The organism is Streptomyces morookaense (assembly GCF_013030945.1).
GTDB lineage: Bacteria > Actinomycetota > Actinomycetes > Streptomycetales > Streptomycetaceae > Streptomyces > Streptomyces morookaensis.
Genome location: NZ_JABBXF010000108.1, coordinates 1 through 25,664 on the forward strand (window position 1 = coordinate 1; position 25,664 = coordinate 25,664).

28 protein-coding genes and 1 tRNA gene are annotated in these 25,664 nt (G+C 72.0%); 11 read left to right on the forward strand and 18 right to left on the reverse strand.

All coding sequences use genetic code 11. The features are described 5' to 3' along the window. The coding region (locus HG542_RS31490; protein ID WP_171087520.1) for a DUF2510 domain-containing protein at positions 1-431 on the reverse strand (431 nt) is incomplete at its 3' end. Between the two features lie 288 nt (positions 432-719). Here HG542_RS31490 and HG542_RS31495 point away from each other — a divergent pair. Beyond that, complete coding sequence (locus HG542_RS31495) at positions 720-1,139, forward strand: SsgA family sporulation/cell division regulator (RefSeq protein ID WP_171087522.1); 420 nt, start codon at positions 720-722, stop codon at positions 1,137-1,139. A gap of 44 nt (positions 1,140-1,183) precedes the next feature. On the opposite strand, the gene HG542_RS31500 is transcribed toward HG542_RS31495, so the two are convergent. Continuing rightward, positions 1,184-2,557, reverse strand: coding sequence for an FAD-binding oxidoreductase (locus HG542_RS31500; RefSeq protein WP_171087524.1), 1,374 nt, complete (start codon positions 2,555-2,557; stop codon positions 1,184-1,186). Positions 2,558-2,609: 52 nt separating this feature from the next. After that, entirely contained in the window at positions 2,610-3,752 is a 1,143-nt protein-coding gene (hppD, locus tag HG542_RS31505; protein WP_171087527.1) for a 4-hydroxyphenylpyruvate dioxygenase, read from the reverse strand. Positions 3,753-3,876: 124 nt separating this feature from the next. Here hppD and HG542_RS31510 point away from each other — a divergent pair, with 124 nt between their 5' ends. The 5 genes from HG542_RS31510 (at position 3,877) to HG542_RS31530 (ending at position 8,184) form a co-directional block, all read left to right on the forward strand. After that, positions 3,877-4,341 carry an Lrp/AsnC family transcriptional regulator gene (locus HG542_RS31510; RefSeq protein WP_171087529.1) on the forward strand — a complete coding sequence of 155 codons (465 nt, stop codon included), beginning with the start codon at positions 3,877-3,879 and terminating at the stop codon, positions 4,339-4,341. Positions 4,342-4,392: 51 nt separating this feature from the next. Next, positions 4,393-5,040 (forward strand): ABC transporter permease, encoded by a 648-nt coding sequence (locus HG542_RS31515; protein ID WP_171087531.1) that lies wholly within the window; start codon positions 4,393-4,395, stop codon positions 5,038-5,040. Then, complete coding sequence (locus HG542_RS31520; RefSeq protein WP_171087533.1) at positions 5,033-6,280, forward strand: ABC transporter ATP-binding protein; 1,248 nt, start codon at positions 5,033-5,035, stop codon at positions 6,278-6,280. Before HG542_RS31515 ends, HG542_RS31520 begins: the two co-directional genes overlap by 8 nt. After that, positions 6,277-7,149, forward strand: coding sequence for an ABC transporter permease (locus tag HG542_RS31525; protein ID WP_171087535.1), 873 nt, complete (start codon positions 6,277-6,279; stop codon positions 7,147-7,149). Before HG542_RS31520 ends, HG542_RS31525 begins: the two co-directional genes overlap by 4 nt. Before the next feature lie 69 nt (positions 7,150-7,218). Continuing rightward, entirely contained in the window at positions 7,219-8,184 is a 966-nt protein-coding gene (locus tag HG542_RS31530) for a glycine betaine ABC transporter substrate-binding protein (protein WP_171087584.1), read from the forward strand. Positions 8,185-8,291: 107 nt separating this feature from the next. Here HG542_RS31530 and HG542_RS31535 read toward each other — a convergent pair whose 3' ends face one another. From HG542_RS31535 to HG542_RS31545, 3 genes are all read right to left on the reverse strand, one after another. Next, positions 8,292-9,080, reverse strand: coding sequence for a YlbL family protein (locus HG542_RS31535; RefSeq protein WP_171087536.1), 789 nt, complete (start codon positions 9,078-9,080; stop codon positions 8,292-8,294). Between the two features lie 22 nt (positions 9,081-9,102). Further along, positions 9,103-9,744, reverse strand: a complete 642-nt coding sequence (locus HG542_RS31540; protein ID WP_171087538.1) for an IclR family transcriptional regulator — start codon at positions 9,742-9,744, stop codon at positions 9,103-9,105. Positions 9,745-10,043: 299 nt separating this feature from the next. Then, the gene (locus tag HG542_RS31545; RefSeq protein WP_171087541.1) at positions 10,044-11,831 is read right to left on the reverse strand and encodes a DEAD/DEAH box helicase; all 1,788 of its coding nucleotides are present in this window, start codon (positions 11,829-11,831) and stop codon (positions 10,044-10,046) included. Positions 11,832-12,138: 307 nt separating this feature from the next. On the opposite strand from HG542_RS31545, the gene HG542_RS31550 reads away from it, so the two are divergent. Both HG542_RS31550 and HG542_RS31555 read left to right on the forward strand, forming a co-directional pair. Then, positions 12,139-12,516 (forward strand): hypothetical protein, encoded by a 378-nt coding sequence (locus HG542_RS31550; RefSeq protein ID WP_227723825.1) that lies wholly within the window; start codon positions 12,139-12,141, stop codon positions 12,514-12,516. 94 nt (positions 12,517-12,610) lie between these two features. Next, the gene (locus HG542_RS31555; protein ID WP_171087543.1) at positions 12,611-13,804 is read left to right on the forward strand and encodes a hypothetical protein; all 1,194 of its coding nucleotides are present in this window, start codon (positions 12,611-12,613) and stop codon (positions 13,802-13,804) included. A 224-nt stretch (positions 13,805-14,028) separates the two neighbouring features. Here HG542_RS31555 and HG542_RS31560 read toward each other — a convergent pair whose 3' ends face one another. After that, the gene (locus tag HG542_RS31560; RefSeq protein WP_171087545.1) at positions 14,029-15,459 is read right to left on the reverse strand and encodes an MFS transporter; all 1,431 of its coding nucleotides are present in this window, start codon (positions 15,457-15,459) and stop codon (positions 14,029-14,031) included. A 71-nt stretch (positions 15,460-15,530) separates the two neighbouring features. Continuing rightward, positions 15,531-15,836 carry a hypothetical protein gene (locus HG542_RS31565; protein WP_171087547.1) on the reverse strand — a complete coding sequence of 102 codons (306 nt, stop codon included), beginning with the start codon at positions 15,834-15,836 and terminating at the stop codon, positions 15,531-15,533. Positions 15,837-15,876: 40 nt separating this feature from the next. Here HG542_RS31565 and HG542_RS31570 point away from each other — a divergent pair, with 40 nt between their 5' ends. Next, positions 15,877-16,227 carry a hypothetical protein gene (locus HG542_RS31570; RefSeq protein ID WP_171087549.1) on the forward strand — a complete coding sequence of 117 codons (351 nt, stop codon included), beginning with the start codon at positions 15,877-15,879 and terminating at the stop codon, positions 16,225-16,227. Between the two features lie 42 nt (positions 16,228-16,269). Here the strand turns inward: HG542_RS31570 and HG542_RS31575 are convergent, their stop codons facing one another. The 3 genes from HG542_RS31575 to HG542_RS31585 form a co-directional block, all read right to left on the reverse strand. Further along, entirely contained in the window at positions 16,270-17,337 is a 1,068-nt protein-coding gene (locus tag HG542_RS31575) for a YeiH family protein (protein WP_171087551.1), read from the reverse strand. A gap of 8 nt (positions 17,338-17,345) precedes the next feature. Continuing rightward, a complete protein-coding gene (locus HG542_RS31580; RefSeq protein WP_171087553.1) occupies positions 17,346-17,900 on the reverse strand; it encodes a cysteine dioxygenase family protein in 555 nt (184 codons plus the stop codon). Positions 17,901-18,009: 109 nt separating this feature from the next. Further along, entirely contained in the window at positions 18,010-18,915 is a 906-nt protein-coding gene (locus HG542_RS31585; protein ID WP_171087555.1) for a LysR family transcriptional regulator, read from the reverse strand. Between the two features lie 176 nt (positions 18,916-19,091). Between HG542_RS31585 and HG542_RS31590 the strand changes: the two genes are divergently transcribed. Further along, positions 19,092-19,163: transfer RNA gene (locus tag HG542_RS31590), tRNA-Cys, on the forward strand. Positions 19,164-19,200: 37 nt separating this feature from the next. Here the strand turns inward: HG542_RS31590 and HG542_RS31595 are convergent. Further along, complete coding sequence (locus HG542_RS31595) at positions 19,201-20,058, reverse strand: maleylpyruvate isomerase N-terminal domain-containing protein (protein WP_229922842.1); 858 nt, start codon at positions 20,056-20,058, stop codon at positions 19,201-19,203. 85 nt (positions 20,059-20,143) lie between these two features. Here HG542_RS31595 and HG542_RS31600 point away from each other — a divergent pair, with 85 nt between their 5' ends. Continuing rightward, positions 20,144-20,518, forward strand: a complete 375-nt coding sequence (locus HG542_RS31600; RefSeq protein WP_171087559.1) for a VOC family protein — start codon at positions 20,144-20,146, stop codon at positions 20,516-20,518. 4 nt (positions 20,519-20,522) lie between these two features. Here HG542_RS31600 and HG542_RS31605 read toward each other — a convergent pair whose 3' ends face one another. The 6 genes from HG542_RS31605 to HG542_RS31630 all read right to left on the reverse strand — a co-directional run bounded on the left by HG542_RS31605 (position 20,523) and on the right by HG542_RS31630 (position 25,661). Further along, the gene (locus tag HG542_RS31605) at positions 20,523-21,038 is read right to left on the reverse strand and encodes a hypothetical protein (protein ID WP_171087561.1); all 516 of its coding nucleotides are present in this window, start codon (positions 21,036-21,038) and stop codon (positions 20,523-20,525) included. Next, complete coding sequence (locus HG542_RS31610; protein WP_171087563.1) at positions 21,022-22,269, reverse strand: WXG100 family type VII secretion target; 1,248 nt, start codon at positions 22,267-22,269, stop codon at positions 21,022-21,024. Before HG542_RS31610 ends, HG542_RS31605 begins: the two co-directional genes overlap by 17 nt. Before the next feature lie 3 nt (positions 22,270-22,272). Then, the gene (locus HG542_RS31615) at positions 22,273-22,581 is read right to left on the reverse strand and encodes a DUF6317 family protein (protein ID WP_171087565.1); all 309 of its coding nucleotides are present in this window, start codon (positions 22,579-22,581) and stop codon (positions 22,273-22,275) included. Beyond that, positions 22,578-22,853 (reverse strand): SAV_915 family protein, encoded by a 276-nt coding sequence (locus HG542_RS31620; protein WP_171087572.1) that lies wholly within the window; start codon positions 22,851-22,853, stop codon positions 22,578-22,580. The genes HG542_RS31615 and HG542_RS31620 overlap by 4 nt, the downstream gene beginning before the upstream one ends. 55 nt (positions 22,854-22,908) lie before the next feature. Then, positions 22,909-23,259: a hypothetical protein gene (locus HG542_RS31625; RefSeq protein WP_171087518.1), complete on the reverse strand. Its 351-nt coding sequence runs from the start codon at positions 23,257-23,259 to the stop codon at positions 22,909-22,911. 71 nt (positions 23,260-23,330) lie between these two features. Further along, complete coding sequence (locus tag HG542_RS31630; protein WP_373313200.1) at positions 23,331-25,661, reverse strand: xanthine dehydrogenase family protein molybdopterin-binding subunit; 2,331 nt, start codon at positions 25,659-25,661, stop codon at positions 23,331-23,333. Positions 25,662-25,664 lie beyond the last annotated feature (3 nt).

Sequence of the window (25,664 nt, forward strand, 5' to 3'; positions counted from 1 at the left end):
GGTTCCGCGGGCACCCGGGGGTCGCGGGCGCGGGGCACCTCGGGGGCCGCGCCGGGCGCGCCGCCCCAGGAGACGCGGCGGTCCGCCTCGCCGCCGAAGCCTTCCTGCCGGGCCGAGTCCGCGCGCCAGACGGCGCCTCCGGCGCCCTCAGCCGGCTCCTCGTCCAGGAACACCGGACCCGTCTCCTCCGCCGTCGCCTGCCGCGGCGAGGGCGGGACGGGTGCGGCGAGCGCGGGTGCCTGTGCCGCGGCCATCCCGGCCACCCCGGCGGGCGCCGCCGGCATCGGCTCCCCCTCGGCGGGCGCGGGCCGGCTGGTGCCGGGCACCCAGGCGGTGCCGCTCCAGTAACGGATATATCCGGGAATGGAGGGGTCGGGGTAGTACCCCCGGACGGGGTGACTGTCGGCGGATCCCGAGGGAGGTGCGCTCATGGTCTCCGGTGTCCCGTATCTGTTCGGTCCGTACTGTGAACTCAATGCGCAAAAGGCAACCCGCAGCGCAGCCAACAGGTCTACCAGAAGTCCCCACCCCTGTGGCCGTCCCGGGGGCGGGACCACTCACACGTGCGACTGGAGGACGCCGGGATCCATGCTGCGACGTCATGGTGAGAAGTCAGGGTGAAAAGTCGCGTCATGACGTGGGGCCGGTGCGCTCTCCCCGGTGCGGGCCCACGCCGAAGGGCCACGCGTCGAGGGAAGCCGAGCAGAGAGGGCGCACTCATGCACACCGTGGTGGAACGCGAGCTGGACATCGACCTGGTGCTGTCGCCGGACCACAGCATTCCCGTACCGGCCCGGCTGATGTACTGCGCGGACGATCCGTACGCCGTGCGCATCACCTTCCACGTCACCTCACTCGCTCCGGTGACATGGACGTTCGCGCGGGACCTGCTGGTGGACGGGGTCTTCCGCCCGGCCGGCGAAGGGGACGTGCGGGTGTGGCCCGCGCGGGTCGGGGGGCGCACGATGGTCTGCCTGGGGTTGACGTCGCCGGAGGGCGAAGCGGTGTTGCTCGCGCAGGCGAACGTTGTCACGGGGTGGCTGGAGCGGACCATGCGGGTTGTTCCGCCGGGGGCGGAGGCCGAGTTGCTGGGGCTGGAGGAAGGGCTGCGGGTGTTGTTGGCCGCCGAGTCCGGGTGACGGGTCTGTTGCCGGGAGCCGGGGGCGATGATGCCCCCGGCCGGTCAGGCGTCCAGCACCTTCCCCGGGTTCAGCAACCCCAGCGGGTCGAAGACCTGCTTGATCCCCCGCTGCATCTCCAGGGCCACCGGCCCCAGTTCCTTCGCCAGCCATTCCTTCTTCAGCAGGCCCACGCCGTGCTCGCCCGTGATCGTGCCGCCCAACTTCAGTCCCAGCGCCATGATTTCGTCGAACGACTCCCGTGCGCGGCGCGCCTCGTCCGGGTCGGCGGGGTCGAAGCAGACCACCGGGTGGGTGTTGCCGTCGCCCGCGTGGGCGCACACGCCGATGGTCAGGCCGTGGCGCTCCGCGACGGCCGCCGTGCCGTCCAGCATCTCCGCCAGGCGGGACCGCGGGACGCACACGTCGTCGATCATCGTGGCCGGGCGGAGCGTCTCCAGCGCGGGCAGCGACATACGGCGCGCCTGCAGCAGCAGGTCGGACTCGGCCGCGTCCTCGGCGGGGACGACCTCCGTCGCCCCGGCCTCGCGGCACAGTTCCGCCACGGCGGCCAGGTCGGGGCCGGGGTCGGGGGTGTCGAAGGCGGCGAGCAGCAGCGCCTCCGTGCTCTCCGGAAGGCCCATCCGGGCCATGGAGTTGACCGCCCGCACCGTGGTGCCGTCCATCAGCTCCAGCAGCGAGGGCGCGTGCCCGCGCCGCATGATGCGGCATACCGCCTCGCACGCCGCCGCGACGGACGGGAACTCCGCCGCCAGCGCCAGCTGTTGCGGCGGTTCCGGCCTGAGCGCCAGGACGGCCCGTACGATCACGCCGAGGCTGCCCTCGGAGCCGACGAACAGGCGCGTCAGGTCGTAGCCCGCAACGCCCTTGGCCGTCCTGCGGCCGGTCTTCAGCAGCCGGCCGTCCGCGAGCACGACGTCCAGGCCCAGGACGTACTCGGCGGTGACGCCGTACTTGACGCAGCACAGCCCGCCGGACGCGGTACCGATGTTGCCGCCGATGGTGCACTGCTCCCAACTCGACGGGTCCGGCGGGTAGTAGAGGCCCTGTTCGGCGACCGCGCGCGACAGGTCGGCGTTGACCACGCCGGGCTCCACGACGGCGACGCGGTCGACCGGGTCGATCTCGACGATCCGGTCCATCTTCACCAGCGACAGGACGATGCACCCGTCCAGCGCGTTGGCCGCGCCCGACAGGCCCGTCCGGGCCCCCTGCGGCACGACCGGGACGCGCAGTGCCGTCGCGGTGCGCATCACGTGCTGCACCTGCTCCACGGTGCGCGGCAGCACCACGGCACCGGGCGCCCCGGCCGCACAGAAGCTCGCCATGTCGGTGGCGTAGGAACGCATGACGTCGGGGTCGGTGAGGACGGCGTCCTCGGGGAGCCCGTCGCGCAGTCGACCGATGAGATCACCCATGGGCCTCACCCTGCCACCGCGACGTCGCAGGGGGAAGATCGCGAGGGAACCGTCAGAGGTTGCCCCGCTTCTCCTGCTCCCGCTCGATCGCCTCGAAGAGCGCCTTGAAGTTCCCCTTGCCGAATCCCATCGACCCGTGCCGCTCGATCATCTCGAAGAACACCGTCGGACGGTCCTGCACCGGCTTGGTGAAGATCTGCAGCAGGTAGCCGTCCTCGTCGCGGTCGACGAGGATCTTCAGCTCGCGCAGCGTCTCGACGGGCACCCGGGTCTCGCCGGCCCACTCGCCGAGCGTGTCGTAGTACGCGTCGGGGGTGTCGAGGAACTGCACCCCGGCCGCGCGCATGGCGCGCACGGTGGCGACGATGTCGTTGGTGGCCAGGGCGATGTGCTGCACGCCGGGGCCGTTGTAGAACTCCAGGTACTCGTCGATCTGCGACTTCTTCTTGGCGATCGCCGGCTCGTTGAGCGGGAACTTCACCTTGCGGGTGCCGTCCGCGACGACCTTCGACATGAGCGCGGAGTACTCGGTGGCGATGTCGTCGCCCACGAACTCCTTCATGTTGGTGAAGCCCATGACGTTGTTGTAGAAGGAGACCCACTCGTCCATCTTGCCGAGCTCGACGTTGCCGACGCAGTGGTCGATCGCCTGGAAGCGGCGCGGGCCGGGCTCGACGATGGGCTCGGCGGCGACGAAGCCGGGCAGGTACGGGCCGGAGTAGTCGGCGCGCTCGACCAGGGTGTGCCGGGTCTTGCCGTAGGTGGCGATGGAGGCGAGGACGACCGTGCCGTGCTCGTCCTTGATCTCCTGCGGCTCCTGCAGGCCCGTCGCCCCGTGCTCCAGGGCGTAGGCGTACGCGGCCCGCGCGTCCGGCACCTCGATGGCGAGGTCCACGACGCCGTCGCCGTGCTCGGCGACGTGGGCGGCGAGGAAGCGCCCGCGCTCGCTCGCCGCCTTGATGACGGTGGTGAAGACGAACCGGGCGCTGCCGGACTCCAGGACGTAACTCGCCGTCTCCCGGCTGCCGTTCTCCGGTCCGGAGTAGGCGACCAGCTTCATGCCGAACGCGACGGAGTAGTAGTGCGCGGCCTGCTTGGCGTTGCCGACGGCGAAGACCACCGCGTCCATCCCCTTGACCGGGAAGGGGTCGGCCTGCCGTGCGGTGTGCAGGGTGTGATCCGTGGTCTGAGTCATGGCCGCAGGGTCCCTCCGAACCACACAATGCGCAATAGTTTGCGAATTCTCTGGGCAGGTTGCCCACCGGTGTCCGAGAGGCATCGGACGTTCTGTACAGGCTGCACAGGAGAGGGGGAGAACGGTGATCGATCGTTTGGACGGCCGGCTGATCGAGCTGCTCGCCGAGGAGCCGCGGATAGGGGTGCTGGAGGCCTCGCGGCGGCTGGGCGTGGCGCGCGGGACGGTGCAGGCGCGGCTGGACCGGCTCCAGTCGCAGGGGGTGATCCGGGGCTTCGGGCCGGAGGTGGATCCGGCGGCGCTGGGGTATCCGGTGACCGCGTTCGCCACGCTGGAGATCAAGCAGGGCCAGGGCGCGGACGTCCGGGAGCACCTGGCGGGCGTCCCCGAGGTGCTGGAGCTGCACACCACGACCGGTCACGGGGACATGCTGTGCCGTCTGGTGGCCCGCTCGAATGCCGACCTCCAGCGGGTGATCGACCGGGTTGTGGGTTTTGATGGGATCGTGCGGGCTTCCACGGCGATCGTCATGGAGAATCCGGTTCCGCTGAGGATCATCCCGCTGGTGAAGCAGGCTTCCGAGGACTGATCGAGACCGATCGAGGACTGATCACGGTCCCACCACGGGTAGGAGTGGCGGGTGAGCTTCTGGGAGTACGTCGGCAGCCGCCACGCCCAGCTCTTGGCGGACACCTTCCAGCACGCCAGCGCGGTGTTCCAGTGCATGGTCGTCGCCACGCTCGCCGGAGTCGCGATCGGCGTGGCGACGTACCGCAGCGAGTGGGCGGGCAACCTCGCCGTCACCGCCGGTGCGACGCTCCTCACCATCCCCTCCCTCGCCCTGATCGGCCTGCTGGTCCCCGTGACGGGCCTGGGGGTGGCGCCCACGGTCACGGCGCTGGTGCTCTACGGGCTGCTGCCGATCGTCCGCAACGCGATCGTGGGCCTGCGCGGGGTGGACCCGGCGCTGGTGGACGCGGCGAAGGGGATCGGGATGTCGCGCGCGGCCCGGCTGTTCCGGGTGGAACTGCCGCTGGCCTGGCCGCCGATCCTCACCGGGATCCGGGTCTCCACCCAGATGCTGATGGGCATCGCCGCGATCGCCGCCTATGCCTCGGGACCGGGCCTGGGCAACGAGATCTTCCGCGGCATCTCCTCGCTGGGCAGCGTCAACGCGCTCAACCAGGTGCTCGCCGGAACGCTGGGGATCATCGTGCTGGCCCTGGGCTTCGACGCCGCGTACGTCCTCATAGGCCGGCTGACCATACCGAGGGGGATCCGTGCCTGAGCCGCCCGCCCCGCCCGCCCCGGCCCGTGCCGCCACGGGGGCCACGATCCGGCTGGAGAACCTCACCAAGCGCTACTCGGGCAGCGCCGTGCCCGCCGTCGAGAACGTCAGCATGGAGATCAGGGCCGGGGAGATCGTCATCTTCGTGGGCCCCTCGGGCTGCGGGAAGTCCACCACCCTGAAGATGATCAACCGGCTGATCGAGCCCACCTCCGGCCGGATCCGCATCGACGACGAGGACGTCACCGGCATCGACCCGGTGAAGCTGCGGCGCAAGGTCGGCTACGCCATCCAGTCCTCCGGGCTCTTCCCGCACATGACCGTCGCGCAGAACATCGCCCTCGTGCCGCGCATGGTCGGCTGGCCCAAGTCCCGGATCAGGAACCGGGTGGAGGAGATGCTCGACCTGGTGGGCCTGGACCCCGGCGAGTTCCACCACCGCTACCCCCGGCAGCTCTCCGGCGGCCAGCAGCAGCGGGTGGGCGTGGCCCGGGCGCTGGCCGCCGACCCGCCCGTGCTGCTGATGGACGAGCCCTTCGGCGCCGTCGACCCGATCACCCGCGACCACCTCCAGGACGAACTGATCCGGCTCCAGCACGAGTTGCACAAGACGATCGTCTTCGTCACGCACGACTTCGACGAGGCCATCAAGCTCGGCGACCGCATCGCCGTGCTCCGCGAGCGGTCGCAGATAGCCCAGTTCGACACCCCCGAGGCCATCCTCACCAACCCCGCCGACGACTTCGTCTCCGGCTTCGTCGGCGCGGGCGCCGCCCTCAAGCGCCTCAACCTCACCCGGGTCCGGGACGTGGGCGTCGTGGACTTCCCCACCGCCTGCGTCGACGACCCCCTGCAGTCCATCTTCGACGCCCTGCGCTCCGGCACCGCCAACGAACTGCTCCTGCTGGACCGGCACCACCGCCCCTACAAGTGGCTGCGCCGCGGCGACCTGATGCGCGCCAAGGGCTCGCTGGCCCGCGCGGGCACGCTCGTGCACGACACGGTCACGCGCGACGCGACGCTGCGCGACGCGCTGGAGGCGGTGCTCACCGACAACGCCGGGCGGGTGGCGGTGACGGGCCGGCGCGGACGGTACGAGGGCGTCGTCGACATGCAGACCCTCATGAACTCCGTCCACGAACTGCTGGAGGCCGACCGGCTGGAGGCCGCCGAGCACCAGCACACGCTGGAGGAGCAGCGCGCGGGGCGGACCCGGCAGGAGCAGGAGGGCGGCACGTGAGCCCGGCGGACGCCCCGCCGCCGAAGGGCCGCCGGCCGCCGGACGAGCTGGAGGTGCGCGGGATCCCCTTCCGCGACGAGACGGAGGCTGCGCGGGCCGCGGAGGCCGTGTCCGAACGTCCCGTCCCCGCGCGCCGGATCACCTGGCAGAAGTTCACCGTCCTGCCGTCCGTGGTGGCGCTGATCCTGCTGGCCACCTGGCTGTGGTTCCGCGGGGCGCGGCTGGACTCCATCGCCCGCAACGCCATCGGGGGCGGCAACGTGTGGCTGCGGCTGGAGCAGCACGTCCACCTCACCGTCGTCTCCACCTTCTTCGTCCTGATCATCGCGATCCCGCTGGGCGTCCTGCTCACCCGCCGGCCGCTGCGCGGCGCCGCGCCCGTGGCCATGGCCGTCGCCAACATCGGGCAGGCGACCCCCGCGATCGGGCTGCTGGCGCTGCTGGTCATCTGGCTGGGCATCGGGACGAAGGCCGCGCTCATCGGCATCGTCGTCTACGCGGTGCTGCCCGTCCTCGCGAACACCATCGCGGGCCTGCGGGCCATCGACCCGCTGCTGACGGAGGCCGCGCGGGGCATCGGGATGTCCCCGGTGGGCGTGCTGGGCAGGGTCGAACTCCCGCTGGCCGTACCGCTGATCCTCGCCGGGGTGCGCACCGCGCTCGTCCTCAACGTGGGCACGGCGACGCTCGCCTACTTCGGCGGGGGCGGCGGCCTGGGCGACCTGATCGCCTCCGGCATCACCAACCACCGGATGCCGGTGCTGGTGCTGGGCTCGGTGCTGACGGTCGCGCTGGCGCTGCTGGTCGACTGGCTGGCCTCGCTGGCCGAACTGCTGCTGCGGCCGCGTGGCCTGGAGGGGGGCGACTGACCGGTGGCCGGGGTGCTGGAGGCGGCGCACAGCGCGGAGGTGGCCCGCGCCAAACGGCGTGCGGTGGTGGTGACCCTGGTCGCCGCGGCCCTGTTCCTGCCGGCGGCGCTGCTCGGCGGCTGCGGGCTGACCAGCGGCTCGCCGCTGGTCGACGAGGTCAGGCCGGGCTCCGTGGGGCAGGGCCTGCCGCTGAAGGGCGCGCACCTGACGGTGACGTCGAAGAACTTCAGCGAGAACATCGTCCTCGGCCAGATCATGGGCCTCGCCTTCCGCGCGGCCGGCGCGAGCGTCCTGGACCGCACCAACATCCAGGGCTCGATCGGCGCCCGCGAGGCGGTGCGTTCGGGCAGCGCGGACGCGATGTACGAGTACACGGGCACCGCGTGGATCACGTACCTCGGCCACGACAAGCCGGTCAAGGACCCGCACGAGCAGTGGCGCGCGGTCGCCGAGGCCGACGCGCGGAACGGCCTGGCGTGGCTGCCGCCCGCGGCACTCGACAACACGTATGCGCTGGCGCTGAACCAGGAGAACGAACGGCGCTACGGGACAAGGACGTTGTCGGACGTCGCCGCGCTCGCGGCGACGGACCCGGGGGCGGTGACGCTGTGCGTGGACGGCGAATTCGCCGCGCGGAACGACGGGTTGCCGGGCATGGCGAAGGCGTACGGGATGACGGTCCCGGCGTCGCGCGTCCAGAAGATGGACAGCGGGATCATCTACACCCAGGTGTCCGGGGGCCGTTCGTGCACGTACGGGGAGGTGTTCACGACGGACGGCAGGATCAAGGCGATGCGGCTGGCCGTCATGGAGGACGACCGGCACTTCTTCCCGAACTACAACGCGGCGCCGGAGATCAATGCGAAGGCCCTGCGGGAGCATCCGGCGATACGGGAGGTGCTGGAGCCGATCACGGCCCGGCTGACGAACGAGGTGGCGCGGGAACTGAACGCGGAGGTGGACGTGGAGGGCAAGGACCCGCGTGAGGTGGCGTTGGGGTGGCTGGTGAGGGAGGGGTTCGTGCGGAAGGGTTGAGCGCCCCTCATGATCGTGATCGCGCCCCGTAAGGGGCGCTGGGGGCACCTCCCAGCGGTAGCTGGGGGAGGAACTGCGCGAGCAACCACAACGCACCCGCAGCCGACTCAGCAGCTAGGCACCTTCTGCCCCGCAGCAAGCGACTTGAGCGACGCCACCGCATCACTCAGCTCCGTCACCGGAACCAACTGCATCCCCTTGGGCAGTTCCGCCTGCGCGTCAGTGCACTCCCCCTTGGGGACAAGGAAAACGGTCGCCCCGTCCCGCTTCGCTGCCTGCGTCTTCAGCGAGACGCCCCCGACAGCGCCCACGCTGCCGTCCGGTTCGATCGTCCCGGTGCCGGCGATCGTCCGGCCCCCGGTGAGGTCGCCCCCGCTGCCGTTGCCGTTCAGCTTGTCGATCACGCCCAGCGCGAAGAGCAGGCCCGCGCTCGGGCCGCCGACGTCCGCCAGGCGCAGTTCGACCTTCACGTCCTTCGGCGACCGGTGCAGATAGCCGAGCGCAGCGGCCACGGCCGCTTCCTGCGACTTCGCCATCTCCGCGAGGTTGTGCTGCTCGATCTGCTTGTCGGACTGCCCGGCGGGGTAGACGGCGTCGTGCGGCATGACGGCGCGGTCGGTGCGGAACCAGCCGTCGACCACGTCGCCGAGCGAGACCTCCGTCTGCGGCCCGGTGGCCACGATCGTCGTCATCCGCAGCTGCCCGCTCGTCCGCCGGGCCTCCGCACCGCTGATGCTGATCACCGGCTTGTTCTTGTCGGAGCCGAGCACGTCCGCCGTCAGGCCGGGCTGCGCGATCGCGAACGGCAGCGGCACGAACGCGGCCACCGCCAGCAGCGCGACCACGGGCGCGGCACAGACGGCGAGGGTACGGAGGCGGCGGGACGGAGCAGACATGCTGCGAATCTAGCAATCCCGCTCACCGCAATGCGTCGGCCACCTCCTTCGCCGCTTCCATCACCCGCGCCCCGACCCGCTCGGGCACCGAGTCCGCGAGCATCACCACGCCGACGCTGCCCTCCAGCCCGGTCACCCCGAGCAGCGGTGCGGCCGCGCCGCTCGCGCCCGCCTCCAGCTCGCCGTGGGTGAGCGCGTAGCCGGGGGAGTCGGCCTCGCCGCGGCGGGCGGCGAGGATGGCCCGGCCGGCCGCCCCGCGGTCGAGCGGGTGGCGGAAGCCGGCCCGGTAGGCCACGTGGTAGTCGGTCCAGGTCGGTTCGACGACGGCGACCGCGAGGGCCTCGGCCCCGTCGACGAGGGTCAGATGGGCGGTGGCCCCGAGGTCCTCGGCGAGGGCCCGCAGCGCGGGCAGGGCCGCTTCCCGCACCAGCGGGTGCACCTGCCGCCCGAGCCGCAGCACCCCGAGCCCGACCCGGGCCCGGCCGCCGAGGTCGCGGCGGACGAGGGCGTGCTGCTCGAGTGTGGCGAGCAGGCGGTAGACGACCGTGCGGTTGACCCCGAGCCGGGTGGAGAGCTCGGTGACGGTCAGGCCGTGGTCGGTGTCGGCGAGCAGTTTGAGGACGCGCAGTCCCCTGTCGAGCGTCTGCGAGGTCTCCGCGGTCACGACGCCCCTCCTCCGATGAGTGGCGGCCGTCGATGCGGTGGGGTTGCGCCACCGGTCCCGTCCGGCAGCGCGCAAGGAGAGGCCGCCGGTTGCTGGACGCATGAAGTACCGGCTGCGCTCCGCGGCGGCGCTGCCACGGGGCGTGCGTGACCGGACCGTAGCGCCGCCGGTCCGCTCTGCGGAAGAGTCTGCCCACAATCCGGTCAGCCCGCAGGCGAATAACGACTATCGGAGCCGGGTTCCCGGCATGCGGACACCGATGCGCGGGGCGCGCACGACGGACGCGCCCCGCGTACAGGTCACTTCATGCGCGTGGCCCACTCCCGGACCTTGTTGATGCGCTCGGTCAGCTGGCCGGCCGTCGCCTCGGCGCTCGGCGGGCCGCCGCACACGCGGCGCAGCTCGGTGTGGATGACGCCGTGCGGCTTGCCGCTCTGGTGGACGTACGCACCGACGAGCGTGTTCAACTGCTTGCGCAGCTCCAGCAGTTCCTTGTGCGTGACCACCGGCCGCCGCTCGGCGGGGATTTCGAGGAGGTCGGCCTGCTCGTCCGGCTTCCTGCGGCTGTGCGCGATCTGCCGCGCCTGCCGCTTCTGCAGCAGCAGCTGCACCTGGTCGGGCTCCAGGAGGCCGGGGATGCCGAGGTAGTCCATCTCCTCCTCGCTGCCCGGGTGCGCCTGCATGCCGAACTCGGCGCTGTTGAACAGGACGCGGTCGAAGACGGCGTCGGACTCCAGCGCCTCGAAGGGCAGCATGTCCTGCTCGCCGGTGTCCTCGTCCTGCTGCTTGTTCGCCTCGTCCATCTCCTTCTCGGACTCGGCGTACGGGTCCTTCTCCTCGCCGTCCTTCTTGGGCTTGTCGAGGACGTGGTCGCGCTCGACCTCCATCTCGTTGGCGAAGGAGAGCAGCATGGGGATGGTCGGCAGGAAGACGGACGCGGTCTCGCCGCGGCGCCGCGAGCGGACGAAGCGGCCGACGGCCTGGGCGAAGAACAGCGGTGTGGAGATCGTCGTGGCGTAGACGCCGACCGCGAGCCGGGGCACGTCGACGCCCTCGGACACCATGCGGACGGCGACCATCCAGCGGGAGTCGCCGGCCGCGTAGTCGTCGATGCGCTGCGAGGCGCCGGAGTCGTCGGAGAGGACGACCGTCGGGCCCTCGCCCGTGATCTCGCGCAGCAGCTTGGCGTAGGCGCGCGCCGAGTCCTGGTCGGAGGCGATGACGAGGGCGCCCGCGTCGGGAATGGCCTTGCGGACCTCGGTCAGCCGCTGGTCGGCGGCGCGCAGCACGTTCGGCATCCAGTCGCCGCGCGGGTCCAGGGCGGTGCGCCACGCCTGCGAGACGGCGTCCTTGGTCATCGGCTCGCCGAGGCGGGCGGAGAGCTCGTCGCCCGCCTTGGTGCGCCAGCGCATGTTGCCGCTGTAGGAGAGGAAGATGACGGGCCGGACGACGCCGTCGGAGAGCGCGTTGCCGTATCCGTACGTGTAGTCGGCGGCGGAGCGGCGGATGCCGTCGTTGCCCTCCTCGTACGTGACGAACGGGATGGGGTTGGTGTCGGACCGGAAGGGCGTACCGGTCAGGCAGAGCCGGCGGGTGGCCGGGTCGAAGGCCTCCAGGCAGGCGTCGCCCCAGGAACGGGAGTCGCCGGCGTGGTGGATCTCGTCGAGGATGACGAGGGTCTTGCGCTGCTCGCACCGGTTGCGGTGCAGCATCGGCCGCACGCCGACACCGGCGTAGGTGACGGCGACGCCGTGGTACTCGCGGCCCAGCGGGCCCGTGCTGTACTCCGGGTCGAGCTTGATGCCGACGCGGGCGGCGGCCTCCGCCCACTGCTTCTTCAGGTGCTCCGTGGGCGCGACCACGGTCACCTGCTGGACGACGTGGTGGTGCAGCAGCCAGGAGGCGAGGGTCAGGGCGAAGGTGGTCTTCCCGGCGCCCGGGGTCGCGACGGCGAGGAAGTCCCGGGGCTGCGTCTGGATGTACTTGTCCATGGCGCCCTGCTGCCAGGCACGCAGCTTGTTGGCGGTACCCCAGGGGGCCCTGCCGGGGAAGGCGGGCGAGAGATGGTGAGGCGTGGTGGTAGTCACGGTCTCCGTCGGCTGGGTCGGCGACAGGCAACCGCGTCAGCCTACCTGCGGGGGTGTTCACGCCCCGGGGCTACGGCCCCGGGCCACCCGAGTGTGGGACGGACGTCACATCACACGGCGCGAATCCGTGGTCACGGAGCGGGTCGCCCCGTCGGGGACACAGCGAATTCGAAACGATTTTCCGGAGATCGAACAACGGCCGGTAAATACCTCCCATTTCCTCCACGGAGGCATTTGACGCGGGCCGGGCTCATCGATAGGACATGCAGCTCGTATTCCGAACCCCCCTGAGCAGTGGAGGAAATCCGTGTCCTTTCTTCGCCGACGCCTTTCCGTGGCCTTGCTGGCCTTCTCCGCGTCCGGCCTGATCCTGGGCCAGGCCTCGGCCGCCCAGGCGGACGACCACCACGGCCACCACGGCCAGGACTTCCCCGTGGTCGTCTCCCCCGCCCCGGGGACGCTCACCAAGGGGCACTCCGAATTCTGGACCTACCAGTACAACCCGCAGGGCGGCTCCGCGGGCGGCCCGGGTTCCTCGGACAACAGCGGCTCGTCCGGCGGCTCGTCCGCCGCACCCGGTGCCCCCGCCCCGCAGCCGGGCCCGGTCCAGTCCGCGACCGAGACCGCGAAGTCGACCGTGGCGAGTGCCGCGGGCGGTGCGTCGAGCACCGTCGGCGCCCTCTGACACGGACGGCATCCCCGTCCGGCCCGTGGGTGCCCCGACCGGTCGGGGCACCCACGGGTGTCGTGTCCGTCCGACGATCACCAGGGAGTCATCGATGAGCAGTGACAAGCGCTTCGGTTGCCCGTTCCCCCGAGCGGCCGGGACCGGCAGCAGGCGCACCGCGGGCCCGTCGCGCCTGATGTGGCTGGCGGGCGCCGCCCTGGCGGCCGGCGGGCTGCTGGCCGGCGGCCTGCAGGCCCCGGCGGGCGCCGCCGAACAGCCGCACGGGTCCAAGTGGTTCACCACACCCGCCCTCTTCGACGACGCTGGGGCCGACTTCTTCACCGTGCCCAAGGGGGTACAGGCCATCACCGTCTCGATGTGGGCCGGAGGCGGAGGCGGTGGGGGCGGTGCCGGAGGCGGAGGAGGCGGCGGCGGTGGGGGCGGCGGCAACGCCGGTCCGACGGCAGGCGGGGGCGGGGGCGGCGCAGGAGCCGGCGGAAGCGGCGGCGGGGGCGGCGGAGGCGGAGGTGCCGGCGGATTCGTCAAGTGTTATCTCGGCGATCTCCCCCGGAAGCTCTATGTCTTCGTCGGCCGCGGTGGCCGGCCCGGCGGCAACGGCTCTGCAGGACGCGCGGGCGCGAAAGGCCGCGGAGGGGCGACGATCTACGGCGGCGGCACCAACGGCGCCAACGGCACGGCCGGCGCCGCCGGAAATGCCGGAGGCGCGGGAATCGCATCCGGCCTGAAGGCCGGCAAGGGCGACTGGCTCGTACGGGCCCGGCCGGGCCACGGCGGCGGCGGAGGCGCCCAGGGCCCGGGGGGTCGCGCGGGCAAGGGCGGCGTCAACGGCACCACGGGCAAGGGCTACCCGGGCGACGGCGCGCCCGCACCCGGTACCGCCGGCGGCGGCAGCGGCGGTACGTCGCCCGACGCGGTCGACTCCCTGGTCTGCACCGGTCTGCCCCTGGAGGGCGTGTACGGGAACCCGGGCGGCTCCGGATCGGGCGGCGGCCAGGGCCAGTTCGGCGGAAACGGGCGGGACGGCGGCTGGGGCGGCAAGGCGTTCTGGGGCGGCAAGGGCGGTGCGGCCGGCAGCGGCGGAACCGCGGCGCACGGGATGGCCTACGGGTGCGGCGGCCACGGCGGAGCCGGCGGCCAGGCCGGAGGAGGCGGCTGGGGCGGCCAGGGCGGCGACGGCCGCAAGGGGTATGACCGCCATGGGCGCGACGGGGGCGAGGGTGGCCCGGGCAACAAGGGGGGCCGCGGCGACCGCGGCTGCAATGGGGCGGTCCACATCGAGTGGTGATGCGGGACGGGCAGTGGGAACGACCACCGCCCGTGCGCCGGGGAACTGCGCGGGGCTTCGCCCCGGACCCCGGGTCGTGCATCGTCTGCGAGCCGGTGGGGGCTTGTCGCGCAGTTCCTCCCCCGGCTACCTCCCCCAGCTGACGCTGGGGGGGACCCCCAGAAGTGCCCCCAGCGCCCCTGACGGGGCGCCGTGGTCGCGCCCACGCGGCGGAGCCGCGTATGTCAGCCCCGCGGCCTCAGCCGCACGGCCACGTACGCACCCACCGCCGCACACGCGGCCGCCAGGGCGAAGACGCCGACGAAGGCGGATGCCGGTGCGGCACCCCCGGCCGCGTCCACCGACACCGAGCCGCCCCCGAAGGAGACGAACAGCACGCCGGCCACACCGACCAGCACGATGCTGCCCAGCGCGTCGGACACCTGCATCGAGGCCGAGTTGGTGCCCTCCTCCCCCGGCGCCGAGAGGCGCAGCAGCAGCACCCCGAGGCTGGACATCGTCAGCCCCATCCCGTACCCGGCGAGGACCCACGCGGCGGCCACCACCCATACCGGCACCGCGCCGGCGAGCACGGCCGGAACCACGGCGATGGCCGCCGCCAGCAGGGCCATGCCCAGGCTCATCAGCCGTTCCCGGTACGGCTCGGCCGCGGGCCGGCTCTGCGTGTACGAGCCCAGGGCCCACGTCAGCCCGCCGCCCGTCAGCGACATCCCGGCCATCGTGGCCGACATCCCCCGCTCCGTCACCAGCATCAGCGGAACGAATCCCTCGGCGGCGAGGAACGCGCCCTGCGCGATCCCCCGCAGCAGGACCACCGCGGGCAGGCCCCGCGCGGCCCGGAACGTCCCGGCCGGCAGCAGCCGCAGCACGCACGGCACCAGCAGCAACAGCCCGGCGGCCGCGGGCAGCAGGGACCAGGGCCGCAGGTCCTGGCCCGCGTACTGCAGCAGCCCGGCCCCCGCGGCCACGGCGAGGGCGAGCAGGATCCGCCGCCGGTCCATCCCTTCCGTCCGCACCCCGGCCGGGACCCGCCGCAGCGCCGGCAGCATCACCGCCAGCGGGGGCACCACCAGCACGGGGATGGCGAGGAACACCCAGCGCCACCCGAGCTGCTCGGTGACCGTGCCCGCGACCACCGGGCCGACGATGACGGGGACCACCCACGCCGCCGAGAAGGAGGCCATCACCGACGGGCGCAGCCGTTCCGGATAGGCCCGCCCCACGACCACGTACAGCGCGACGATCACCAGCCCGGAACCGGCGCCCTGCACGGCCCGCGCCGCCACGAACATCCACATCTGCTGTGCCGCACCGGCCCCGAGCAGTCCGGCGCCGAAGGCCCCGATGCCGGTGAAGAGCGGGACCAGCGGTCCGGCGCGGTCGCACCACTCCCCCGACAGCGCCATGGCGAAAAGGCTCGCCGTGAAGAAGGCGGTGAAGGCGAACGCGTACATCCCGATGCCGTCGAGCGCCCGCGCGGCGACCGGCATCGCGGTGTTGACCGCGCTCGCCTCGAAGGCGATCAGGGAGACGACGGAGATGATGCCGAGGGTGAGCGCCCGGTGCCGGCGCCCGAGTATGCCTTCCGGTGCGGCGGTTGAGGGTATGCCGTTGTCGGACAGGGCCGGGGACTCGGTGGAATCGGGAGCGGTCATACCTCTCAGCGTAAGGAGCGAAGGGCTGTTGCGCCCCTGTCGCGGGAACCAATTCCGCTCGGTCTTCTGTCCTAGGGAAGCCGACCGGCGATCGCAAGCTCGTCATGTTCATGCCGGTACACTTTCGGCCAACTCACGCACAGGGCCCGGCCGTCGAGGCCGGGTGGCACCACCAGGGGGACCGAGATTTCCACTCGACGCGTTTTCGCCGCCGCGCTGCTCGTCACCAGCGCACTCGCACTGACCGCCTGCGGGCCGGGCGACAGCGGGAAGAAGGACGACACATCCTCGGCGGCCAGCACGGCTCCGTCCCAGGACGGCAACGGCAAGAACAAGGGCGACAAGGGCGACAAGGGCGACTGCCCGACGATCGCCAAGGGCCACAAGGTCATCAAGGTCGGCAACGTCGAGGGCGCGATGAACAACGTCGTCGCCCAGAACGCCAAGATGACCTGCAACCCGTCGAGCCACCAGGGGGCCACGTACCACCCCGAGGGCGGGTTCACGACGTACCACTGGAAGCCCGGTTCCAAGGTCGTCATCATCGGCAAGAACGGCCCCGAGGACCGCTCGGCGACGGCCGAGTTCGACGAGAAGCTCTCCGGCATCGGCCACGTCAAGGAGTGCGCGGACCCGGACCACCAGCAGTACGACAGCGGCCAGACGAAGGCGGACCACAAGGAGTACTGCTACGGGCAGAACTTCTACGACGTGGTCGTCGGCGCCGACGACACGATCACGGAGATGACCGAGCTGTACGGCTCGTAGAACGCGAAGAGGGGCCCGGCACCGGCCGGGCCCCTCCCCCTCTCACGTGGTGAGCAGCACCCCGCCGTACGACACCCCGGCGATCACCGCCCACGAGCACAGCCCCAGCGCCGCGACCCGCCCGCCGGTCCGCACCAGCGTGGGCAGGTGCACCGCGCTGCCGAGCCCGAACAGGGCGGCGGCGAGCAGCAGTTCCTGCGCGTGCTGCGCACCGTCCAGGGCGGCCGCGGGCACCCAGCCGGTCGTCCGGACGACGACCATGGCGAGGAATCCGAGCACGAAGAGCGGTACGAGCGCGGGCCGCTTGCCCTCCGCCGCGCCGGCCCCCGCGCCGGCCTCCGCGTCGTACGCCCGCCTCCGGCGCACCGCGACGGCCACCGCCGCGACGAGCGGCGCCAGCAGCGCCACCCGCATCAGCTTGACCAGCACGGCCTCGGTGAGGGCCGTCGGCCCGGCGGTCTGCGCGGTGGCGACCACCTGCCCGACGTCGTGCACCCCGGCCCCGACCCACCGCCCGAACTGCGCGTCGTCCAGCCCGAGCGGGTGGTGCAGCAGCGGCAGCACGGCGATGGCGAGCGTGCCGCACAGCGTGACCAGGGCGACGGACGTCGCCACGTCCTCCTCGTCGCTGCCGGACACCTCGCTGACGGCTCCGATCGCGGAGGCCCCGCAGATCGAGTACCCGGTGGCGATCAGCAGCGGCTGGTCGCCGCGCAGCCCGAGCCGCCGCCCGAGCCACAGCGTCCCGAAGAACGTCGCCACGACGGTGACCAGCACCATCACCACCGTGGCCCAGCCCAGCCCGAGCACGTCGTCCAGGCCGAGCTTGAGGCCGAGCAGGACGACTCCGGCGCGCATGAGCCGCTTGCCCGCCAGCGTCAGCCCGGGCCGCCCGGCGCCGCGCACCAGGGCCCGTACCCCGGGCAGGTGCGCGGCGGCGATGCCGAGCACGACGGCGGCGGTGAGCATCGGGACGGCGGGCACGAGCCGATGGACGCCCCACGAGAGGGCGACCCCGGCGGCGGCCATGGCGAGGCCGGGCAGCTTGTTGGACGGGCGCCCGGTGCTGCGGGAGGGGCGTGCCCGCTCCCGCGAGGAGATCAGTGTCATGTGTGTGGTCAGAACTCGTGGGCCGGAAGGTCGTACACGCGCCGGACACTCGATCCGAGCCGCGAGACGTCGGCACCGTAGACATGGACGGAAACGGCCGTGGACGAACCGGCGTTGCGCACCCGGTGGATGTCACCGGGCGGCGCGAAGCCGCAGACGTCGCCCTGGGCGTTCACCACGTCCTCGGTCGCGACGAGCCGGGCGGTCGGACCGTCCGGGACGAGGCGGTAGCGGCGCTCGCTCTCGGTGCCCTGGTGGACTCCGGTGACGCACCAGGAGACGTGGTCGTGGATGCAGGTCTGCTGCCCGGGCAGCCAGACGAGCGCGACGACGGAGAAGCTGCCGTCGGGTTCGGCGTGCAGGATGTGCTGGCGGTACCGCTCGGGGTCGCTCTCGCACTGCTCCTCGGTCAGCAGATCGCCGGCGCCGAGGTGGGCCGCGAGCCGCTCACCGACGAGGTACGCCGTCGTGTCGGGCGGCAGGCCGCGGCCTACGGCCTCCCGGACGTCGCCGATGAGCTCGTCGAGACGGGCTGTCGTCGGGGGTGCGGTAGGTGTGGTCATACGTGCAGAATCGGGGGGCTTGATCCATCAGTCCAACGACAGTTCGTAGAGAGTATCCGAACGCCGGCTTATGGATCGGGGAACGCTGTTCGAAGCGCGGCAGCCGGGGTCAGCACCCCACGCGCCGCGCGGCGACCGCCTTGAGCTCGTCCAGCACCAGCATGGTGGCCGGGATGCGGAGATGCTCGCGCAGCACGTACGCGGAGACCTGCCGGCGGGACGCGGGGTCCAGGGCCCGCCCGGTGATCTTGTCGTGGCGCAGGAAGGACAGTACGAGCCCCGGCATCATGGCCACGCCGAGCCCCTCGGCGACGAGCGACTGCACGACGAGGATGTCGTCCGTGGTGAAGGCGATGTCGGGCGCGAAGCCCTCCTCGGCGCACTCGTGCAGGAAGTTGGCGCGGCAGCGCAGGCACCCGGCTATCCAGCGCTCGTCCGCCAGCTCGGCGAGCTTGACCGCGCGGCGCCGGGCGAAGGGATGCCCGGCGGGCAGCAGCACGGTCAGCTGGTCCTCCATGAGCGGTATCTCGACCAGCTCGTCGGGAACCTGTTCACGCAGGCCGGGATAGGTGAAGGCGAGCGTGATGTCGCACTCGCCGCGCACCAGCCGGCGCAGCGACTCGGGCGGCTCGCCCTCCAGCAGCTCGACCCGCACCCCCGGATGATCGGCGGCCAGCCGGGCGAGGGCCTCGGGCACGATGGTGGCGCCGGCACTGGGAAACGCACAGACCCGCACCCGCCCGGCCCGCAGCCGCGTCAGCGAACTCATCTGCTGCTGCGCCGCCGTGAGACTGTCCAGAATCGTCTCGGCGTGCCGCGCCATCGCCTCACCGGCCTCGGTCAGCCGCATCCGCCGCCCGGCCCGGGTGAACAGGGGCGTGCCGACGGCCCGTTCGAGCGCCTTCATCTGCTGGGTGATCGCGGGCTGCGTGTATCCGAGCGCGCGGGCGGCTGCGGAGTACGACCCGGTCGTGACCACCGCATGGAACGTCTTGATGTGCCGCGAGTCGAACACGCAGGAATCATAAGCGGAATTTGGGGGACGGGGGCAGTGACCGACGGGTTGCTTCTGGATGATCGTCTGGATGATCGCCGCCCCGTGAACGGAGCATGTCGGCTGCGTGGCAGGCCCCGAGGCCCCATTGAGACGGCGCGCCCGGCGCCCTATGGTCATGGACAGATGCACGAAACGGCCGTGTGCCCGAGTGGTTGAGGGGCTCGCCTGCAAAGCGAGTTACGTGGGTTCGATTCCCGCCACGGCCTCTGTTTCCGCCATGGCCGGGCGCTCATGGCCCGGCACTCACGGCCCGGCGATGAGCCCGCGCAGGCGCAGGGCGAGCCACGGCCTGCGGCCGCCGGCCCGCATCCGGCCGCGTGCGATCTCCTTCCGGAGCGGTGTGCGCCGGAAGGCGGTCAGCAGGAAGGCGACGGGATCCGCCGAGATCCGGCAGTCGCAGGGGCGGACGGGAGACTCGTCGCAGGTCACCGTCGCCGCCCCGTCCGCCACGACGACCGTCAGCCGCGGCCCGCCGCGGACGGCGAGGTCGAAGGAGACGCGCACGCCGTCCGCCTTCGCGCGGTCGAGGGTGAGCGGCATCATCGTCGGCATCGTCTGCCGGATGCAGAGCCGCGCCTCGTCCGGCCCGATCCGCCAGGGAAGCCGTGCGCCGCGGGCGATGTCGAGCCCGTGGAGCAGGCTCTCGCTGAGCATCAGCCCGGTCGCGACGGCGAGCGTCAGCACCACCTGCTGCCCGTACCAGGGCGTGGGTACGGGCGTCTCCGGCGCGAGCCCCTCGGTGACCCGCAGGAACGTCTCGCCGTGCTCGCGGACGAAGTCGCCGAGGTGCGCGCGTTCGTCCTGGCCGAAGAGCGTGACCGCTTTCGCGTTCACGGCGGCGATCCGCTCGGCCAACGGGCCGTCCTCGGGCGGCAGAACGCTGCCCCAGTCGTCGAACTCGCCGGTGAAGGAGGAGGAATAGGCGAGGTAGACGGCGCGGAGGTGCGCGCCGACGTCGCCCACGGTCCAGCCGGGGAGAGCGGACGGCGCGTCCATATCGCGGACCCCGTCCAGGAGTTGCCCGAGCCGCTGGGCCGTCCCACGCAGCGCGGCACGCGTCTTGTCGTGCTCGGCGACGGGATCGAAGGCGGGAGCGTCCACGGCCGGGAGGGTACCGCCGCCCACGGCAGCAGGCCATGGTCCCGTTGCGTTCTCGTCTACGGCACCCGGCCGTACGCTGGTGCGCATGGCATCCCTCGTGCGCCACATCACCATCGACTGTGCCGACGCCTACCGCCTGGCCTCCTTCTGGGCCGAGGTCCTCGACGGCTCGCTAGCCGCCGACGACCACCCGGGCGACCCGGAGGCGACGGTCGACTCGGCAGGCGCGGCACTGCTGTTCATCACGGTGCCGGAACGCAAGATCGTGAAGAACCGCGTACATCTGGACCTGCAGCCGCAGGGCCGGACGCGGGACGAGGAGGTGGAGCGTCTGCTGGCCCTGGGCGCGACGATGGTGGACGACCTGCGGCGCCCGGACGGGACGGGGTGGGCGACCATGGCCGACATCGAGGGCAACGAGTTCTGCGTGGAGCGGAGTGCGGTGGAGCGGGGACGCTGAACGCTCAGGTTTCCAGGCCGATCTGCCGACGCTCGAAGCGCTCGCCGGGCGTGTAACGGCCGAAACTTCGGATGAAGAACGGGAAACAGAAGCCGAAGGCGGCCGGGATGGCAATGAGCACGAACGCCTGAGCAAGGGCCGTGAAAGCCGATGCGGCGCGGACGCCGAGTGCATGGCTTCGCCGACTACGCCGGGTTGTTCTGCCGAGGTGGCCGTAACGGTCGAGTACGTGGATCGCGCGTATGGCAGCAAAGGCCATTCCGGCACCCAGGCCGCCATATACAAGCGTGAAGGCAGCGACGGCAAGGGGGCGTTGGCCTTCGACGCATCCCCTGGTGACTACGACGGCCATCAGCCCCGTGATACTGGTTGCGAACAGCCACATGAGCGTCAGACCCACACGACGGACCCAGTAGGCCCGGCCTCTGTCCACCCAGGTCAGCCCAACGCCGTGCAGGGGCGGCGGCTTCAGCAACCCCTGCTCGTACAAGCGGTGGCGCACGTCATCCGAAGACGCCATGCCACACCTTTTTGGCCGAGTTCTTCGCCTTCTCCTCCATCTTCTGCCAGTCGTTGTCCAGCCATGCCCTGCCGGCGTCGGCAAAGCCCTCTCCTATACCGGCCACCACACCGTCCTTGTGGATGTTCCGACCCCAATGGGCATTGTGTGTGAGTTCGTAGCCGAAGGTCCCCACGCCGTATCCGACGGCCACACCTGCGACCACGGCCCCCGCGGCGCCGACGACGGGGGCCGAAGCCTCTGCGGCTCCCGCAATTGCCCCTTCAAGGGCTACTCCCGCGACCAGCCCGACCGCCGCCGGACCGCCGTCCTTGGCCACCGCCTCGCCCCAGGACCAACCCTTCTCATGATCTTCCTTGGCCTGGTAATACACCATGGCCCCGGTCAGGACACCGCTGAGAGCACCCACGGCGCCCACCATTCCCGCTTTCCCTCCGCGGAATTGGTCCGCGATTTCCCCGACGGTGAACCTGGCTCCCTTGCTGCCCTTGAACTTCTTCGTCCAGCCCTCGACGGAGGAAATCCTGAGCCGCTGCTCGCTGTGCACCGCACGGGCCGCGCGGCGCCGCTCCAGAATGTGGTTCCATTCCTCACTGCCCTTGGGAAACCCCGCATGGGACCGCTTCAGTTCCGCGGCCTCCTGGGTCAACCGCTCCAGCCGCTTGTGGCCGACCTCCTCGACCGCCGCCGGTGTCGTGTACAAGCCTCGCAGCACCTCCGCCAAGGTGAGCTGGTCGGCCGGGCCGAGAGTCGCAGGGGCGCTCCCGCCGGGAAGGATCTGCGCTGCAATGCCGTTCAGCTGCTGCGCCGCCCACTGCCGGACGTGCTGGGCACGTGAAAGCGCCGCCTCCGCACCGCTCTTGTACGCATCCAGCGCGGCCTGCTGGTCCGTCGTCCCCGTGGCCCCGCCGTAGCCGTCCAACGTGAGCCCGGCCGCACGGGCCTTGTCCTGGACGGCGTCCAACTCCTGCCGGGACTCGGCCAGTTTCTCCGCCAGGACCGTGACAACATCCGCCACCTGCGACATGGCCTCCGCCATGGCCGCCTGCACCGTACCGTCCGAGGCCCACGCCGTCTGGAACGAACTGGCGGCATCGCCCGTCCAGCCCGCCTCGTGGACCACACCGGCGACCTTGGAGTTCAGAAACCTGGACGACTCGTCCAACGTCCTGGCGGCCGACGTGTAGTCGCGCGCGACGTCGTGAAGTCCCCTGATGTCGTCATCGATCACGCTTCATCGGCCTTTGTACTTGTCGATCAGGTCGTCGAACATCCCGTGCAGGTCGATATCGGTGTTCTGGTAATCGGCCGCCGCCTTCCGCAGCTTGCTGCCATGGCCGTCGATCAGGCCCGTCATCATCCGATGCGCCGCGCCGAAAGCATCGCTGAGGCGCAGGAGGGCGGAGCTCAGCGCGACGTCGCCGACGCCGGGAGTCGGCGGGGAAGCCAGATGTGCGGTCCTGCCGAGATCCACCGCCTCCCGCTGGAACGCCCTTCCGGTGTCGTCGATATGGTCCACCGTTGCGCGGAGCTTGTCGCTCATGCCGCGGCCTCCCTCGTCGTCGGGTCGACGGCGATGACCGTGATGCCAGCCTCGCCGAGCAGTTCGCGCAACGCGCCGACCGGCAGCGCCACCCACGGCTGGTCCGGACCGAGGCAGGACACGAGCCGCTCCGCGGACGTGAACACGAGCCCGCAGATGTACCCCTGCGCGGTCCGGCGCGTCTCGAAGAGAACCTGCGCCCCGGGGCCCTCCGGACCGGGCCGGGCGGGTGCCAGGACGACACGGTTGTCGTCAAGGGGCTCTGCGCTCATACAGGGCAGCTCCTGGGATGGGGTGGGTGGGGTGTGCCCGGGGCGATCACCGTACTCAGCCCATCGGCAGGTTCGCCAGGATGCCGATCACCAGCGCCCCCGCCGCGAACGCCCCTGCCGCCGCCACCCCGCGCGTCACCCCGTACCGGGGCCGGGACGGCAGGGCCCAGGTCAGGACGAGCAGGGCGGCCGCGACGAACCAGACGACCGGTGCCACCGCCAGGGACGTCATGAGTGCCGCGGAGCAGTGGTCCGGGCCGCAGCTGTCCGTCGCCATCGGGGACAGGCCGATGAACATCAAGTCCAGTGCGAGCAGCGGCAGTACCAGCAGTGCGGTCACGCCGCGCACGCACCATGCCTTGTCGTCCCGCGGCTGGTGCCAGGTGTTCGTCCAGGTGGTCCTCATGGGCACCAGCAAAGCAACCACCGCCCGCCCGCGCCTGCGCTCCCGTACTCAGCTCATCGGCGCGCAGATACTCAGACGACCGCCGCCGTCTGCGGACGGATCGGCAGCCGGTTCACCGGCCGGCCCGTCGCCGCCCGTACCGCCGAGGCGATGGCCGCCGGGGACGTCACCACCGGCACCGCGCTGATCGCCTTCGCGCCGAACGGGGCGACCACGTCCCGTTCCTCCACCAGCTTCACGATGCGGATGTCCGGCGCGTCCAGCGCCGTCGGCAGGGCGTACCCCGTCAGGTCCGGCCGGCGCACCTGGCCGCCCGGTGTGCGCAGGTTCTCCGTGAGCGCCGCGCCCACGCCCTGGGTGATGCCCGCCTCGATACGGGCCCTGGCCTGGGCCGGGTTGAGGACGCGGCCGACGTCCTGGGCGACCGCCATCTCGACGACGCGCACCGAGCCGAGTTCGACGTCCACGTCGACGACGGCGCGCACCGCGCAGAACGCCATGCCGACGAACGCGTCGCCCTGGCCCGTGTCGTCGAGCGGCTCCGTGGGGTGGGGGCGGCACTGGGCCGTCGCCCAGAGTTCCTTGCCGTCCAGCGCTTCGGCGACCGTCGTGCTCAGCACCCCGTCGTACGACGTGATCTTGCCGTCCGTGATCTGCAGCAGCTCCGTCGACATGCCGAACTGGGCGGCCAGCGGCTGCAGAAGCTGCGTCCGCACCATGCGTGCCGCGCGCTCCACCGCGCCGCCCGACACCCAGGTGTGGCGGCCGTGGCAGGCCGGGCCCGAGGGCGGCTGGTCGGTGTCGACCGGGGCGACGTAGACCTCCTCCAGGCCGAGGATCTCCTGGACGATCTGGCGCGCCAGGGTCGTGAAGCCCTGGCCCGTCTCCACCGCCGCGCAGATCACCGTGGCCACCGAGCCGCTGACCTTGACCGTCGCCGTCGAGACCTCGTCCGCGCCCTCGGCGCCCAGCATATGGACCATGCCCAGCCCGTAGCCCACGCCCCGGCGCACCGCGCCCGGGTCGCCCGCGCCGTCCGGGCCGCCGGGGAGGAGCCAGCCCTCCTCCGGGTCGTCCTTCGGCAGGGCGGGGAGCGGGAAGTCCCGTACGGCGCGCAGCAGTTCGGCGACCGGGGCCGGACAGGTCACCGTCTGGCCCGTCGGCAGCAGGTCGCCCGTCGCCATGACGTTGCGCATCCGCAGCTCCGCCGGGTCGATGCCCAGCTTCGCCGCCAGCTTGTCCATCTGGCCCTCGTACGCCGCGCACACCTGCATCGCGCCCTCGCCGCGCACATGGCCGGAGGGCGGGTTGTTGGTGCGTACCGCCCAGCCCTCGACGAAGGCGTGCGGGACGACGTACGGGCCGCAGGCGAACGCGACGGCGGCGGCCAGTGCGTCGGACGACGAGTCCGCGTACGCGCCCGCGTCCATCAGGATCTGGGCCTCGACCTTGACCAACTTGCCTTCCGCGTCCGCGTGGTGGCGGTAGCGCAGCAGCGTCGGGTGGCGGTGCGGGTGGCTGAGGAAGGACTCCTCGCGGGTGGCCGCCAGCTTCACCGGGTGACCGGTGCGCAGGGCGAGCAGGCCGAGCGAGAGCTGGATGCCCGCGTCCTCGCGGTCGCCCATCGAGCCGGGGACGCCCGTGACGACGACCTTCACGCGCTCCGGCTCCAGGCCGAAGCAGGCGGCGGCCTGGTCGCGGTCGGCGTGCGGGTCGGTGGAGGCGGTGTAGATCTCCACGCCGCCGTCGGGGCGCGGCACGGCCAGGCCGGCCTCGGCGCCGATGGGGGCCGGGTCCTGGCGGCCGATGCGGTACAGGCCCTCGACGACGACCTCTCCCGTCGCCTCCGGGTCGCCGAAGCGCAGCGGGATGTGGCGGATCAAGTTGCCGTCGGGGTGCAGCGGTTCGGCGGCGAATGCCTGCTCCGGGTCGGTGACCGGCTCCAGCACCTCGTACTCGACGGCGATGGCCGCCGCCGCGAGGCGGGCCGTGTCGGGGTGGTCGGCGGCCACGGCGGCGATCGGCTCGCCGTGGTGGCGGATGATCTCGGAGGCGAAGACCGGGCGGTCGGCGATCCCGCGGCCGTGCGCCGCGGAACCCGGCACGTCCTCGTGCGTGACGACGGCCCGGACGCCCGGCATCGCCGCGGCGGCCGAGGTGTCGATCTTGACGATGCGGGCGTGCGGGTGCGGGGAGCGCAGCACGGCCGCCCACAGCAGGCCCTCGGCCCACAGGTCGGCCGCGTACGGGAAGGTGCCCTGCGCCTTGGGGTACGAGTCGGTCGACGGGAGCGAGATGCCGAGGCCGTGGGTGCGGGGCTCGGTCAGGACGGGCGGCGGGACGGTCACCGCAGTGGCGGCGCCGAGGCCCTCGCCGATGCCCATGCCGGTCGCACCGCCCATTCC

Bases quoted from the DNA above. Each gene is read 5' to 3' on its own strand.
- HG542_RS31495 (WP_171087522.1), top strand. From the start codon at position 720: ATGCACACCGTGGTGGAACGCGAGCTGGACATCGACCTGGTGCTGTCG.
- HG542_RS31500 (WP_171087524.1), bottom strand. From the start codon at position 2,557: ATGGGTGATCTCATCGGTCGACTGCGCGACGGGCTCCCCGAGGACGCC.
- hppD (WP_171087527.1), bottom strand. From the start codon at position 3,752: ATGACTCAGACCACGGATCACACCCTGCACACCGCACGGCAGGCCGAC.
- HG542_RS31535 (WP_171087536.1), bottom strand. From the start codon at position 9,080: ATGTCTGCTCCGTCCCGCCGCCTCCGTACCCTCGCCGTCTGTGCCGCG.
- HG542_RS31555 (WP_171087543.1), top strand. From the start codon at position 12,611: ATGAGCAGTGACAAGCGCTTCGGTTGCCCGTTCCCCCGAGCGGCCGGG.
- HG542_RS31560 (WP_171087545.1), bottom strand. From the start codon at position 15,459: ATGACCGCTCCCGATTCCACCGAGTCCCCGGCCCTGTCCGACAACGGC.
- HG542_RS31570 (WP_171087549.1), top strand. From the start codon at position 15,877: ATGAACAACGTCGTCGCCCAGAACGCCAAGATGACCTGCAACCCGTCG.
- HG542_RS31575 (WP_171087551.1), bottom strand. From the start codon at position 17,337: ATGACACTGATCTCCTCGCGGGAGCGGGCACGCCCCTCCCGCAGCACC.
- HG542_RS31580 (WP_171087553.1), bottom strand. From the start codon at position 17,900: ATGACCACACCTACCGCACCCCCGACGACAGCCCGTCTCGACGAGCTC.
- HG542_RS31600 (WP_171087559.1), top strand. From the start codon at position 20,144: ATGGCATCCCTCGTGCGCCACATCACCATCGACTGTGCCGACGCCTAC.
- HG542_RS31605 (WP_171087561.1), bottom strand. From the start codon at position 21,038: ATGGCGTCTTCGGATGACGTGCGCCACCGCTTGTACGAGCAGGGGTTG.
- HG542_RS31615 (WP_171087565.1), bottom strand. From the start codon at position 22,581: ATGAGCGACAAGCTCCGCGCAACGGTGGACCATATCGACGACACCGGA.
- HG542_RS31620 (WP_171087572.1), bottom strand. From the start codon at position 22,853: ATGAGCGCAGAGCCCCTTGACGACAACCGTGTCGTCCTGGCACCCGCC.
- HG542_RS31625 (WP_171087518.1), bottom strand. From the start codon at position 23,259: ATGAGGACCACCTGGACGAACACCTGGCACCAGCCGCGGGACGACAAG.
- HG542_RS31630 (WP_373313200.1), bottom strand. From the start codon at position 25,661: ATGGGCGGTGCGACCGGCATGGGCATCGGCGAGGGCCTCGGCGCCGCC.